The following is a 14,504-nucleotide window of genomic DNA, read 5'->3' on the forward strand; positions in this document are numbered from 1 at the left end:
AAGCCATGTACCTATCACAATCCGGCACCCCCGAAGAATATGGGGGCGGAGATGTCAATCTTTGGGGTAACTTGATAACGGTCATCGCCGTTTTAGCAATAATCATCGTTCTGATTATTCTGTTAATTCGTTTTCTCGGGAAAAAGAATTCGCTTTTATCCCAAAGCCGCTCGATCCGTACGATGGGAGCCGTCGGCCTCGGGCCGAACAAGTCGCTCCAGGTGATCGAGATCGGTAGCAGCATTTACCTTGTCGGTGTAGGCGAGAATATCACCTTGGTCGACAAGATTTCCGATCCGGAAGAAGTGATTGTATTGCAGCAGGCTTTTGAAGAGGAGGGGACGGAGTTCGCCGGGTTCGCTTCGGCCATATCTGGTCTCGTCTCCCGATTCCGCAAAGAGCCTCCGCAAGAAGTCGAGGAACTGGAAGGGAAGTCCTTTCATGAGGTGTTTCACTCTCAGGTAAAGAGAATGCCAAGCCGCAAGACTCAAATGGAGGAACTTTTAAAGGATCAGGAAGAACAATCTACAGATCGGTTGAGGGATTCATGAAGAACAAAGTCCTAGTCGTGACATTATTTTTCGCTTTATGGAGTCTGTTTGCGGTTTCCATAGCTTCTGCCGAACCGGTCGATCCGATTCCAAATATAGGGATCCAAATCGGAGGGGACACGGGCTCGGGTGCGGGGACAAGCTCACTGTCCCTTATTCTGATGATTACGGTCTTGAGTGTAGCTCCAGCCATTCTCGTTCTAATGACAAGCTTTACGCGGATCGTGATTGTGCTCGGATTTGTCCGCAGCTCTCTCGGAACTGCGACATCGCCTCCCAATCAAGTGCTTGTCGGGTTGGCTCTTTTTTTGACGATTTTCGTGATGAGTCCGACGTTGTCGACGATTAATGAGGTGGCACTGCAGCCGTATATCAAAGGGGAAATTACTCAAACGGAAGCGCTGAGCAAAGCATCAGAACCGATGAAGAAATTTATGTATTCGCACACGCGGCCCAAAGACCTGCAATTATTCATGAGTTATACCAAAACGGAGAAGCCGCAGAGCTATAAAGACATTCCGATTACAGTTATGGTTCCGGCTTTCGCAATCAGTGAACTAAAGACCGCATTTCAGATGGGCTTCATGATATTTATACCGTTTTTGATTATCGATATCGTCGTGGCCAGCGTTCTGATGGCCATGGGGATGATGATGCTGCCGCCGGTCATGATTTCCTTACCGTTCAAGATATTGTTGTTCGTCCTGGTGGACGGATGGTATCTGATCGTCAAGTCACTGCTGGTGAGTTTCAGTCCATAGTTATGTAAAAGGATGGCTTCGGTCTAGCGCAGGTCATTCATATTTTTAGTAAAGAGGGGGAAGACGGTTATGAGTTCGGATTTTATTATCGGTTTGGCCGGACAAGCCGTTTATACCGTATTGAAGGTTAGTGCCCCGATGCTGATTATCGGTTTGGTCGTCGGTTTGATCGTGAGTATTTTCCAAGCTACCACCCAAATTCAAGAGCAGACGCTGGCCTTCGTTCCCAAGATCGTCGCCGTACTGTTAGCACTGCTGATGTTTGGGCCGTGGATATTAACGACGCTTGTCGATTTTACCTACAGCATATTTAACAACCTATCTAGTTATATCGGTTAGGCCGAAGAAATTATGGAGATTATACTGCACGGAATTTCTGTCTTTATGCTTATTTTTTGTCGAATGACGGCGTTTTTTGTTGTCGCTCCGGTTTTTTCTTCACGTGGAGTTCCTAACACATTCAAAATTGGACTCTCCGCTATGATCGCATTGTTAATTTTGATGATTCAAGGAACGAATCAGGTGATACCCCAAGATCTTGGATACGTCTTGATGATTATCCGTGAGGTCTTGATCGGCCTGCTGATGGGGTTTGTGGCCTACCTGATCTTTTCGGTCATTTTGACTGCCGGATCTTTTATTGATATTCAGATCGGATTCGGTATGGCGAACGTGCTTGATCCGATGACAGGCGCTTCCGCTCCCGTCCTAGGGAACTTTAAGTATATTATCGCCACGCTGGTCTTTTTAAGCATTAACGGACACCACTATTTGCTTGACGCAGTAATTCGTAGTTATAACTGGATCCCGTTATCAAACGATGTTTTTCAAAGGATTTATCGTGGAGGCGTTACGGAGTTTCTGGTCAGCACCTTCAGTCAGTCGTTTACGCTTGCTTTTCAAATGGCTGCGCCGCTGGTGGTTGCCTTGTTTTTAACGGACGTTGCTCTCGGCTTTCTGGCTCGTACGGCACCTCAGTTCAACGTTTTCGTAATAGGGATTCCCCTGAAGATTATTGTGGGACTGGTTGTACTGCTCCTTTTGATTCCGGGCTTCATCTACGCGTTTGAACATTTGTTTGAAGTGATGTTTAATGCGCTGCACAATTTATTTGGAACGCTGGGGAGTCGGCCGACATAGGGAGGGAATCGCTGATGACGTACCGGTATCGTTATAAACTGGATTTGCAGATGTTTGCCGGGGAGAAGACGGAGAAAGCGACGCCCAAAAAGCGGCAGGAAGCAAGAAAGAAAGGCCAGGTTGCGAAAAGCCAGGATATATCCGGCTCGATCATTCTATTATCTACTTTTATGTGTCTTATGGCCTTTGGCGGCTATATCAAAGAAAGATTGGTCGCTTTGTTTACGGATATTTTTTACCACCGCTTGACGATGGATGTGACCAAGGAAAATGTAATGATCATGCTAGGGGATTATGCGGTTCAGATTCTTCTGCTGATTGCTCCGGTCTTTTTGGTTGTCGTTGTGATGGGGGTTATCGCCAACTATGCCCAGGTAGGATTCCTTCTTACCGGTGATCCGCTGAAGATGCATTTCAACAAGCTTGACCCGATCAAAGGGTTCAAAAAAATATTTTCCATGCGCTCGCTTGTGGAGTTTTTTAAATCGATATTTAAGCTGACGATCATCGGGTACCTGGTTTATACGACGATATGGGGGGCAAGAAGTCATCTCGCAACCCTTGGGAGAATCCCGGTGGAACAGGCATTTCACTTCACAGCGGAGCTCACAATGAACCTCGGCATTAAAATCGCCGCCGCTTTGCTCGTTTTGGCGGTGCTGGATTATATGTATCAAAAGTATGAGCATGAGAAGAGCCTTAAAATGTCCAAACAGGACGTGAAAGACGAGTACAAGAAAATGGAAGGCGACCCGCTCATCAAAGGCAAAATCCGGGAAAGACAGCGCCGCATGGCGCTGCAACGGATGATGCAAGAAGTGCCGAAGGCAGATGTGATCATTACCAACCCGACGCATTTTGCCGTAGCGCTGAAATATGACGGATCGCAAATGGAGGCTCCGCAGGTCGTGGCCAAAGGGCAGGACTTTGTCGCACTCCGGATCAAGGAGGTTGCCAAGGAGCATGGTGTTGTTACGATTGAAAATAAGCCGCTGGCAAGGGCGCTGTTTCAGAGAGCGGAAATCGGGGATATGATTCCCGGCGATCTCTTTCAAGCCGTTGCCGAAGTACTGGCATATGTATATAAACTGCAAGGCAAAGTGAAATAAGTTCGGGATCGGAGGAAGAACCGGTGAAGAAGTTCAAAGATATATTCATCCTAGTAGGCATTATCGGCATTGTTCTAATCATGATCGTTCCGATCCCGACTTTGCTGCTGGATATTCTTCTCATCATTAACATATCCATTGCATTAATGATTTTGCTCGTAGCCATGAACACGAAGGAAGCGCTACAGTTCTCCATTTTCCCGGCGATGCTTCTTATTACGACCCTGTTCAGGCTGGCGCTGAACGTATCGACTACGAAGTTGATTCTAGGACAGGCCGAAGCAGGCCATGTCGTAGCAACCTTCGGGTCCTGGATTTCAAGAGGGGAGCCTGTTGTCGGCTTCGTAGTCTTCCTGATTCTGGTGGTTGTGCAGTTTATCGTAATTACGAAAGGGTCAGAGCGCGTAGCCGAAGTAGCGGCCCGCTTTACTCTCGATGCGATGCCTGGTAAGCAGATGAGTATTGACGCCGACCTCAACGCAGGGCTGATCAATGAACAGCAAGCCCGTGAGCGCCGGAGCAAGATTGAACGCGAAGCCGATTTTTATGGCGCGATGGATGGGGCGAGTAAATTCGTCAAGGGCGATGCGATTGCGAGTATCATCATCCTCCTTATCAACCTGATCGGCGGCTTTATCATCGGGATGACCATTCATGGTATGTCGTTCGGGGACGCTCTCTCGACTTATTCGATCTTGACGATCGGGGACGGTCTGGTCAGTCAGATTCCTGCACTGCTTATTTCTACGGCAGCCGGTCTTATCGTTACGCGGGCTTCCTCTGAAGGAAACCTGGCCGATGACATCACAGGCCAGTTGTTTACGTATCCCAAGCTTCTTTATATCGTTGCCGGTACGATCGCGCTGCTCGGATTGTTTACGCCGATCGGTCCTTGGACCACGCTTCCTTTTGCGGGATTGATGATATATGCCGCTAGGCGGATGCAGAAGAATCTCGACAAAAGACAAATTGAGCAGGAGATTCAGGAAGAGGAGCAGCAAATCGAAGAGGTACGAAGTCCGGAGAGCGTGATCAACCTGCTGCAGGTCGATCCGATCGAGTTCGAATTCGGTTACGGGTTGATCCCGCTGGCCGATACGGGACAGGGCGGAGATTTGCTCGACCGGATTATTATGATCAGGCGCCAATGCGCGCTTGAAATGGGGCTTGTCGTACCGGTTATCCGCATTCGCGACAATATTCAACTAAAACCGAATGAATATGTCATCAAAATTAAAGGAAATGTCGTTGGCGGTGGTGAATTACTACTTAATCACTATTTGGCAATGAGTCCCGGGATGGATGACGATTCGATTACAGGCATTGAGACTCAGGAGCCTGCTTTCGGGCTTCCTGCGCTTTGGATCGATGAATCCACTAAGGACCGGGCAGAGTTGTCCGGCTATACCGTGGTCGATCCGCCGTCCGTTGTTGCTACGCATCTAACCGAATTGATCAAGAAACACGCGCATGAGCTGCTGGGAAGACAGGAGACAAAGGCGTTGGTCGACAATTTGAGAGAGAATTACGCTGTCCTTGTCGACGAACTGATTCCTTCCTTGCTCTCCATCGGGGATGTGCAGAAGGTGCTGGCCAAGTTGCTGCGTGAGAAGATTTCGATTCGCGATATGGTAACGATATTTGAAACCCTGGCTGATTACGGGACTTATACGAAGGACCCCGAGGTTTTGACGGAATATGTCAGACAGGCGCTATCCAGACAAATCACCCAGCAATATACGCAGCAGGGTGAAACGATGAGGGTAATCACCGTGGGGCCTACGCTGGAGAAGAAGATTGCGGAAAGTGTGCAGCAGACCGATCAAGGCAGCTATTTGGCGCTTGATCCGATGTCGACACAGACTCTTTTCCAAAAGCTATCGGAGCAGATTAACCGCCTGCTTCAGACCGGTCAGCAGCCGATCGTATTGACTTCACCAACGATCCGGATGTATTTGCGGCAGGTTATTGAGAGAAGCATGCAGGATATTCCGGTACTGTCCTATAGTGAACTTGAACCTAACGTAGAAATTCAGAGTGTCGGAGTGGTGAACTTATGAGAGTAAAACGTTATATCGTCGACACGATGCCGGACGCCATGTCCAAAATACGCACCGAACTGGGAGCCGATGCCGTCATCTTGAGTACCAAAGATATGAAGGTCGGCGGATTTATGGGATTATTCGGCAAAAGAAAGATTGAGGTCATCGCAGCTTCTGAAGGCAACGACGGATCTCCTTCCAAACCGCAGCCGCAGACGGCGCGCATTGCACAGACTCCGATGGCGAGGCAGGCGGTTCCGGATGTTTACCGTAAATCCTCCCAATTAACGTCTCCTTCTTCATCGGGAGCGGGCAACACAGTGTTGCCTCCGGCCGCTCAGCCTACCCGACCTGCTCAGCAGGCGCGTCCCGCGATGATGCCCGGGCTGCAGGAAAGGGAGGAGTTGCCGGTCGCGGCGTCCATGCCGATGTCGACAGTCTCATCCGTGCGAAAACAGCCATCTGATGGGATCGCTAGGCCTGACATCGCCAGGGAGGAGACGGCTGCCAGTAGATGGGACGAAGCGTTGCGACAAGCCTCCTTGGAAGAGAAGAGGCCCCCTGCTCCTTCAGCATCGCCGGCCCCTAAGCCGGCAGAAGTGCTTAGCTTGAAGGAAGAGAAGCTGCTCGAAGAGATTCGCGAGATGAAGACCTGGATCGGTCAATTGGCGAGACAGCAGCACGAAAGCAGAGAGCTTCCTGAACCCCTGCCGGCGATTAAGAGCCGACTGGAATGCCAGGAGTTGTCCGCGGACCTGGTTGAGAAGTGGATTGATGCCGCTTATCGGGAATGGATCGAATCCGGCAAATCGGCTTCATCGGATGTGCTGGAAGCTGCTGTAAGAGCCGAGGCCGCTTCCTTCCTGCAAGGTCGTATCGGGGAAGGTATTCAGGACGAGACCAAAATCGTCTACATTGCCGGACCTACCGGAGTCGGAAAGACGACTACGATTGCGAAGCTGGCTGCGGATCAAATTTTCCGGGCACACAAAAAGGTAGGCTTTATAACGGCTGATACGTACAGGATATCGGCTATAGAGCAGCTCAGAACGTATTCTTCGATTTTAAATGTGCCGCTTGAAGTCGTTCAATCACCGGGCGACGTGCAGAGAGCGATGCAAAGGCTCTCCCATTGCGATTTGATCTTGATGGACACGGCAGGGCGGAATTATTTGAACGAAATTCATGTGGCCGAACTGCACAGCATGCTCAGCACGTCGGAGCAAAGCGAGACTTATCTGGTCCTAAGCCTGACGTCAAAGACACAAGACATGAAGAAAATTACGGAGCATTTCAGCCGGTACGGGCTGGACAAAGTGATTTTCACCAAACTGGATGAAACGGAAAGCGTGGGCCCTTTGTACAACTTGATTCACGACTACCCTCTGCGGGTTTCCTATATTGCCAACGGACAAAATGTCCCTGACGACTTGCTGACGGCGGATTCTGAATTGCTGCTGGATTTGATTACAGGAGCTCGTAACTCATGAGCGACCAGGCGCAAGCTCTTCGACAACTGGTAACTTCCCGAAGCGGTTTTGACCCGCAGTCAATAAGTAAAAAGAGCAATGCCCGTATTATTACCGTAAGCAGCGGAAAGGGTGGGGTCGGAAAATCCAACTTTACTCTCAACTTCGCTCTCGCTTTAAAGTCGTTTGGAAGCAAAGTCCTCATTTTTGACGCTGATATCGGCATGGCCAATATCGACGTTTTGATGGGAGTTCGCCCGAGATACAGTCTTTATCATTTATTGAAAGGCGAACGGGACATCACGGAGATCATCGAGCTTGGAACCGGCGGACTTCCCTTTATTGCGGGAGGTTCCGGCATGACGGATTTGTTTACCTTGTCGGAACAGGATCTCAACTACTTTACTTCTCAGATCGAGCAGATATCGGAAGAGATGGATTTCATCCTTTTTGATACCGGGGCAGGACTCTCCAAGGAAACTTTGAAGTTTATAACTGCCGCCGACGAGTGTTTGGTTGTAACGACCCCTGAGCCGACCTCGATAACCGATGCTTACGCACTCATCAAGGTGGTGCACGGGCTGGAGAAGGATGTAGCGTTCCGGCTGGTCATCAACCGGGTCGCGGGTGAAAGCGAAGCCAAGCAGGTTGCTGATAAAATTTCGCTAGTCGCGAAGCAGTTTCTGGATATGGATATTCCTACTCTTGGGTATTTGAGCGATGACGCACACGTCATGCAGGCGGTGAAGAAACAGATTCCGTTTTCTGCCGCTTTCCCGGGTTGTCCGGCAGCACGAGACATTCGAAGCCTGGCAATGAAATATATGGATGTTCCACAACTGAAGTCAAAGGATACTTTGTCAGGAATCAAAGGATTTATGCATAAATGGCTTAAGCGCGCAAAATGATTCTGTATAAAGGACAGGAGTGGAACGAGATATGCCTTATCGGGTGATGGTAGTTGACGATTCGGCGTTTATGCGGAAAATCGTTTCCGATCTTATTGAACAGGATCCGGCATTTCAAGTGCAGGGTACCGCCAAGAACGGAAGGGAAGCGCTTGATCTTATAGAGTCGCTCTCGCCGGACCTTGTCACCATGGACGTCGAAATGCCGGAGATGAACGGGCTTGAGGCACTAAAGCACATTATGGAGCAGCACCCTTTACCGGTGATTATGCTATCGGGCATCAATGAGCAGGGAATGCGGGAGACGATTATGGCTCTAGAACTCGGAGCGTTTGATTTTATCCGCAAGCCTTCGGCATCCACCAGCTCACATGATATCGAACAGGTGGGACGAGAGCTCAGGGAGCAAATCAGGGTTGCGATGCTGGCTAAGGAGCGAAGGGCGGCTAGGGCGGCTGCGCTGGAGACCAAAGCTCCGGAGCGGCTGCCTCCGGTCGAACTGGGCTTCTCGGCCTTGCATCTGACAAGCCTAAGCACGGCGCCGGCCCAAAGGAAACCCGGAAAGTCCAGGGAGTCCTTGTTGGACCGGGGGATTTCGGCAGATCAACCGAAGCGGAATTCGGAAGCGAAGGAAGTTCCGGCTTCCCGCAAGCCTTTGGCGAAACCTATAACCGACGCCAAACCGGCTCCGGCTGCATCGGCTACAAGGCCGGAGAGCAGGACGGCCATCGTCCAGAGCGACGCCAAAGTAGACAAGGAAGATTTGCACCAGGCGGTTTCGCCTAAGACCCGAAGCAAAGCGGAGACGCTTGCAACGGCGAAACCAGGGCAACGTCGTCCGGCCGAACCGCCGTCAAGGCAAGCTGCGGAATTAGAGCAGGCTGCGCGGGAGAGGGAAAGAGCAAAAGAAGCCGCGGCCCGCACGGAATTCACCGACCTGGTTGCGATCGGAACTTCAACCGGCGGTCCCAAAGCGTTAAAGGCTGTGCTGGAAAAGCTTCCTGCCAACTTCCCGGCTCCTATCGTGATCGTGCAGCATATGCCGCCGAATTTTACCAAATCGTTGGCCCAGCGCTTGAACAGTTTGAGTGAATTAAACGTGGTGGAAGCGGAAGAAGGAATGAGGCTTGAGGCGGGTACCGCTTATGTTGCACCCGGCGGCTATCATTTAAATGTAGTTCCGGCCTCGGACGGAAGCTATAAGGTGTCTCTGACGGGGCAAGAGCCCCGCAATGGGCACAGGCCGTCTGTCGATGTCATGTATGATTCACTTCTGCCCTTGCAAACTCTTAAGCGGCACATTGTACTCCTTACCGGTATGGGCAGCGATGGAGCCAGAAGCATGAAACGGCTGTACGAAGCCGGTGTAACTTCCACGATCGCGGAAAGCGAGGAATCCTGCGTTGTGTACGGAATGCCCCGCTCGGCGATCGAAATGGGCTGCGTCAGTCAGGTACTGCCGTTGCATGAAATTGGTTTCAAGCTTGCACAAGTTGTGAAATAAACGGAATCTCTTGAAGGAGGTGCCTCACCATGGACATGAACCAATATTTATCCATGTTTATCGATGAGTCGAATGATCACTTACAGTCATTAAACGAAAATATGCTGGAACTGGAGAACCGTCCTGATGATCTCGGGATCGTACAGGTAATCTTCCGCTCCGCCCATACACTGAAGGGCATGGCTGCCACAATGGGCTTCGAGGACTTGTCCTCCCTGACGCATCAAATGGAAAATGTGCTGGATCTGGTGCGCAACGATAAACTTAAAATGCAGGATTTTATTTTTGATACCTTGTTCCAAAGTCTTGATGCTCTGCAATCCATGGTTCAAGATATTACCCAGGGAGGGGAAGGCAAAGAGGATGTAAGTTCGATCGTTGCCTCCTTGCAATCGATTGTCCGCGGCGATATAGCGCCTTCCGGGCAACAATCGGGCGCGAAAGCGGCTGATAAGGCTTCGTCTGCAAGCGGTGCGGCCATTCGGCTGGATGAATTCCAATACTCGGTCCTCGAGCAATCGATTACCGAAGGACACAAAGTAATGTACATCGAAGTGGCCGTAAGGGAAGACTGCCAATTGAAAGCCGCTCGTGCTTATCTGGTGTTCGACCTGTTGGAACGGTACGGGGAAATTGTGAAATCGCATCCGTCTGTCCAGGAAATCGAGCAGGAACAGTTCGACCGGAGCTTCTCTCTCTATTACATAACTCAAAAAGAGGCTGCGGAACTTCAAGGCATGATTATGAATCTGTCCGAGATTGATTCGGCTCAGGTAGCGCTGCTGGATCATGAGACACTGAGCCAGCTGGATTCAGGAATTAAAGAGGCTTCAGTCGCTGTAGAAGCTGCCGAGCCGACTGCGAATAATGCGGAGAAGCCGGCTGCCGGCAGTAAAGCAGCCAAGCCGGAAGAAGGCAAAACGAGCGCCCGTCCTTCCGCCGTGTCGGCAGCACCTTCCAGAACGATTCGGGTCGATATCGATCGCCTGGATGTACTGATGAATTTGTTCAGTGAGCTTCTGATTGACCGATCCCGCCTTGAACAGCTGGCTTATGAAGTGAAACGCTCCGATCTGACCGAAACCGTGGAGCATATGAGCCGGGTCAGCAGCGATTTACAAAACATTGTCCTGAAGCTGCGGATGGTTCAAATCGACTCCGTATTCAACCGTTTCCCGCGGATGATTCGGGATTTGGCCAAATCGCTGGACAAAAAAATCGATCTGATCATCGTCGGGGCCGAAACTGAACTCGACCGGACCGTGATCGATGAAATCGGGGACCCTCTGGTCCATCTGCTGCGGAACGCCGTGGACCATGGCGTAGAGCCTTTGGAAGAACGGATTGCTGCGGGCAAACCGGAAACCGGAACAGTGGAATTGCGCGCGTTCCACAGCGGAAACCACGTATTTATCGAAATCGAGGATGACGGCCACGGCATCGATCGCGACAAAGTGCTTGCGAAGGCTTTGAAGAACGGCGTTGTTACTGAGAGCGAAGCCAGTACCCTAACCGATGAGCAGGTATTTATGTTATTGTTTGCTCCGGGCTTCAGTACGGCAGAAGTGATCTCCGATATCTCCGGCCGCGGCGTAGGACTTGATGTAGTTAAAACAAAAATCGAGTCGCTCAGCGGAGTTGTCTCGGTAGATTCCAAGCTTGGAAAGGGCACGAAGTTTTCGGTTCAGCTCCCATTGACGCTGTCGATCATTTCAGCGATGTTGATCAAGGTCGGATCTGAGAAATATGCGATTCCATTGTCCTCCATCGTGGAAACGGGACTTATCAGACGGGAGCAAATTCGTAAGGTTCACGGCTACACGATGATCCCGTACCGTGATTCCCATATCCCGTTAATGTCATTAGCCGAGCTGTTTGATGTACGGGACTTCGATGAGAAGTCCGAAGAAGAGACGGAAATCGTTGTCGTCCGTAAGGGGGACAGGCTTGCAGCTCTGACGGTTGAGGACTTTATCGGTCAGAACGAAATTGTAATCAAGAACCTGGGTAAGTATCTGCCTCCTGTTCAAGGTGTAGCCGGTGCTACCATTCTAGGGGATGGGCAAGTCGCTTTGATTATAGATCCGAATGCTTTCATTAAATAAAGCTGCTTTTCAACCCGGCTGCGCAAACTTAAGCCGGGACCAATAAGGAGGGATCCCCATGGGAGAGGAAATTAAAGTCATCGTTTTTAAACTGGGGCAAGAAGAATACGGCATCGAAGTGGACAAGGTTCAAACGATCGAACGCATGATGCCGATTACCCGTGTGCCCAAGACTTTTTCTTTTGTCAAAGGCGTAATCAATCTGCGCGGCGTCGTTATTCCGGTCATTGATTTACGCGGACGTTTTGGCCTGCCGGAAGCGGAGCATAGCGATCAAACACGGATTATTATCGTGGCGGCCAATGAGATGGAGGTTGGGTTTATCGTCGATTCGGCGAATGATGTTATCGACTTGAATTCGGACTCTATCGATTCTCCTCCCGATGTGGTCGGAGGCGTCAAAGCGAAGTATTTGCAAGGGGTGGCGCGTCTTTCCGACGAACGTCTGCTTGTAATGCTGAATTTATCAGAAGTACTGAACCGCAGTGAAATTATTCAATTGGAAAGTTTAGAGGGATAACCGGTGGATCTGTTTAAGGACTTTGAGGAATTCAAAATGGACGTGTTGAAGGAGGTCGGCAATATCGGCGCTGGAAACGCGGCCACCGCACTCTCCAGACTGCTGGATAAGCCGATTGACATGGCGGTTCCTAAAGTTCAGATGCTGCCGTTCGAAGCGATTGCTGAGCGGGTAGGCGGAGCCGAGAAAATCGTGCTTGCCGTCTTTTTCCGGGTCGAAGGGGATACGCCGGGCAATTTATTCTTTATTCTTAGCCCGGAGGCGGCCAAGAAGCTCTTGCATCGCCTTGCAGGCATCGAAGTCGAAAGCGGGGACAGCTTTTCCGAAATGGAATGGTCTGCGATCTCGGAGATCGGAAATATATTGGCCGGGTCCTATATTTCTTCCCTTGCCGATTTCACCTCGCTTTCAATGACCCCAACCGTTCCAGCGCTTGCGATGGATATGGCGGGAGCAATACTAAGCTATGGGCTGCTGCAATTTGGAGAAATGGGCGATTCCGCCATGCTGATTGATACGACCTTCATCGAAGGCAAGCATGAAGTGGAAGGACAGTTTTTCCTGATTCCAGACCCCGAGTCCTTTGCAAAAATTTTCGCTGCTTTGGGAGTGCCAATGAGCCATGATTGATGAGCAGCATATCGTTAAGGTTGGCATGGCGGACCTGAATGTGATTCGCGGACAGGGGTTAATCCGCACAACGGGGCTTGGATCATGTGTAGGGGTAACATTATTTGATCCATTGCTCAAGCTGGCCGGCCTTGCTCATGTCATGCTCCCTTCGTCCTCAATCGCGCGGGAAGGTGCGTTGAACATTGCCAAGTATGCCGACACGGCAGTCCCGGAGCTGGTTAACAAGCTAAAGGCGCTCGGCGCCTCGCAAAGTCGACTGGTTGCCAAAATGGCAGGGGGATCGCAAATGTTTACCTTTGCCGGAACCGGAGACTCGATGCGGATCGGTCCAAGAAATGTGGAATCCTGCAAAGCGATGCTGTCGCAGCTCGGCATTCCGCTCCTAGCCGAAGATACGGGGGGAAATTACGGAAGAACGATCGAACTCGACTGTGAAACGGGTATATTATTCATACGCAGTGTACAAATGGGTATAAAGGAATTGTAGCTATGTCAGGAAAATTCAGGTACTTTCTTCTTATTGGATTTATCGGATTCTTAATTACTTTTGCCGTTTCGGCCGGGAATAATCTGTTTATGACCAGTTTTATCCGGGGACTTATCGGATTTGCAGCTTGGTTTTTCCTGAGTTTCGCGGGAAGCTGGGTCTTCGCCTTTTTGAAGGAGCAGGACGTCCGTTCGGATGCCAGTGATCTTTCTGCAGCGCTGCAGGAACAAGAGCAAGTGCAAGAGTTAGACAAAGGAAACAGCCTCGATTTTACGACGCCGGATCAAAGCGAGGAATTGAACGAATTATTGAAGCAGTCGCCGGACAACCAGTCGCAATCACAGGCTCACGAGTTTACACCACTCCATCCGCCTAAATTAGTTAAAACACTTGACGACAAAGATCCTGAAGAGCTGGCTAAGGTCGTTCGTCACCTGACAGAAAAATAAGGAGGGTGAAGGCAATTGAACGAGCGGAAGACATCCCCTCTGAATTACGCCGATGTTTGGGAAAGATGGAAGGAACACGGTGATTTAGAGGCCAAGAAACAACTTATCGAGAAGTATCTGCATATTGTCGACTACGTTTCGGGACGTCTGGCGGTCGGTCTGCCCAAGAATGTTTCCAAAGATGATTTATCCAGCAACGGAGTTATGGGGCTGATTGACGCTGTCGAGAAATTCGATTATAAACGCGGACTACAGTTTGAAACATATGCTTCGTGGAGAGTTAGAGGAGCGATCTTGGACGGACTGCGCCAGGGGGACTGGGTTCCCCGTTCCGTAAGAGAGAAAGCCAAAAAAATTGAAGAAGGATACCAGCAGCTCGAACAGCAGTATCTTCGGACTGTCACGGATATGGAAATGAGCGAGCACTTGAACATCAGCGAGAAGGAGTTTCAGAACATGCTCCAGGAAGTTGCGGTTATGACGCTCTGCTCACTGGAAGATCCGATCCGGGAAGAAGAATCGGAGACACGGCTGTCCATGCTTGTTGACGATAAAGCAAAGAATCCCGACTATAAAGTGCAGGAGTTTTATTTGCGTGAATCACTTGCCAAAGGGATTGAAAAATTGACGGAGAAGGAACGCACGGTCGTGTCTCTGTTATATTATGAAGATTTATCTCTGAGTGAAATCGCAGAAGTGATGTCTTTATCGCCTTCACGGATCTCCCAATTGCATTCCAAGGCAATACTGCGGCTGCGCGGCAGTTTGGAAAAGCACCGCGACCTGCTTATGCGGGAGGATTAGAGGAGCTCATTTTCTTATAAGT

General features: G+C 50.2%; 15 protein-coding genes. All 15 read left to right on the forward strand.

From position 1 onward, the window contains the following. Positions 1-5 precede the first annotated feature (5 nt). The 15 genes from KJS57_RS06310 (at position 6) to KJS57_RS06380 (ending at position 14,482) form a co-directional block, all read left to right on the forward strand. Entirely contained in the window at positions 6-551 is a 546-nt protein-coding gene (locus tag KJS57_RS06310; protein ID WP_213654141.1) for a flagellar biosynthetic protein FliO, read from the forward strand. Then, the gene (gene fliP / locus KJS57_RS06315) at positions 548-1,312 is read left to right on the forward strand and encodes a flagellar type III secretion system pore protein FliP (RefSeq protein WP_211021363.1); all 765 of its coding nucleotides are present in this window, start codon (positions 548-550) and stop codon (positions 1,310-1,312) included. The genes KJS57_RS06310 and fliP overlap by 4 nt, the downstream gene beginning before the upstream one ends. Positions 1,313-1,381: 69 nt before the next feature. Next, on the forward strand, positions 1,382-1,651 hold the full coding sequence (fliQ, locus tag KJS57_RS06320; RefSeq protein WP_211021364.1) for a flagellar biosynthesis protein FliQ: 270 nt from the start codon (positions 1,382-1,384) through the stop codon (positions 1,649-1,651). 12 nt (positions 1,652-1,663) lie between these two features. Beyond that, positions 1,664-2,452, forward strand: coding sequence for a flagellar biosynthetic protein FliR (gene fliR / locus KJS57_RS06325; protein ID WP_211021365.1), 789 nt, complete (start codon positions 1,664-1,666; stop codon positions 2,450-2,452). Positions 2,453-2,466: 14 nt separating this feature from the next. Continuing rightward, a complete protein-coding gene (gene flhB, locus KJS57_RS06330) occupies positions 2,467-3,561 on the forward strand; it encodes a flagellar biosynthesis protein FlhB (protein WP_213654142.1) in 1,095 nt (364 codons plus the stop codon). A 23-nt stretch (positions 3,562-3,584) separates the two neighbouring features. Beyond that, positions 3,585-5,621 (forward strand): flagellar biosynthesis protein FlhA, encoded by a 2,037-nt coding sequence (gene flhA, locus KJS57_RS06335; RefSeq protein WP_211021367.1) that lies wholly within the window; start codon positions 3,585-3,587, stop codon positions 5,619-5,621. Continuing rightward, positions 5,618-7,093 carry a flagellar biosynthesis GTPase FlhF gene (gene flhF / locus KJS57_RS06340; RefSeq protein ID WP_211021368.1) on the forward strand — a complete coding sequence of 492 codons (1,476 nt, stop codon included), beginning with the start codon at positions 5,618-5,620 and terminating at the stop codon, positions 7,091-7,093. Before flhA ends, flhF begins: the two co-directional genes overlap by 4 nt. Beyond that, positions 7,090-7,980, forward strand: coding sequence for a MinD/ParA family protein (locus KJS57_RS06345; protein WP_211021369.1), 891 nt, complete (start codon positions 7,090-7,092; stop codon positions 7,978-7,980). Before flhF ends, KJS57_RS06345 begins: the two co-directional genes overlap by 4 nt. 31 nt (positions 7,981-8,011) lie before the next feature. Next, positions 8,012-9,484 (forward strand): chemotaxis-specific protein-glutamate methyltransferase CheB, encoded by a 1,473-nt coding sequence (gene cheB / locus KJS57_RS06350; RefSeq protein ID WP_211021370.1) that lies wholly within the window; start codon positions 8,012-8,014, stop codon positions 9,482-9,484. Positions 9,485-9,513: 29 nt separating this feature from the next. Then, positions 9,514-11,589, forward strand: coding sequence for a chemotaxis protein CheA (locus KJS57_RS06355; RefSeq protein WP_211021371.1), 2,076 nt, complete (start codon positions 9,514-9,516; stop codon positions 11,587-11,589). 58 nt (positions 11,590-11,647) lie between these two features. Then, the gene (locus KJS57_RS06360) at positions 11,648-12,109 is read left to right on the forward strand and encodes a chemotaxis protein CheW (protein ID WP_211021372.1); all 462 of its coding nucleotides are present in this window, start codon (positions 11,648-11,650) and stop codon (positions 12,107-12,109) included. A gap of 3 nt (positions 12,110-12,112) precedes the next feature. After that, complete coding sequence (locus KJS57_RS06365; protein ID WP_211021373.1) at positions 12,113-12,739, forward strand: chemotaxis protein CheC; 627 nt, start codon at positions 12,113-12,115, stop codon at positions 12,737-12,739. After that, entirely contained in the window at positions 12,732-13,229 is a 498-nt protein-coding gene (locus KJS57_RS06370; RefSeq protein ID WP_211021374.1) for a chemotaxis protein CheD, read from the forward strand. The genes KJS57_RS06365 and KJS57_RS06370 overlap by 8 nt, the downstream gene beginning before the upstream one ends. Before the next feature lie 2 nt (positions 13,230-13,231). After that, positions 13,232-13,678 carry a hypothetical protein gene (locus KJS57_RS06375; RefSeq protein WP_213654143.1) on the forward strand — a complete coding sequence of 149 codons (447 nt, stop codon included), beginning with the start codon at positions 13,232-13,234 and terminating at the stop codon, positions 13,676-13,678. 15 nt (positions 13,679-13,693) lie between these two features. Further along, positions 13,694-14,482, forward strand: coding sequence for a FliA/WhiG family RNA polymerase sigma factor (locus KJS57_RS06380; RefSeq protein ID WP_211021376.1), 789 nt, complete (start codon positions 13,694-13,696; stop codon positions 14,480-14,482). Positions 14,483-14,504: the final 22 nt, after the last annotated feature.

Origin of the sequence: Paenibacillus vini (genome assembly GCF_018403325.1) — a bacterium.
GTDB lineage: Bacteria > Bacillota > Bacilli > Paenibacillales > Paenibacillaceae > Fontibacillus > Fontibacillus vini.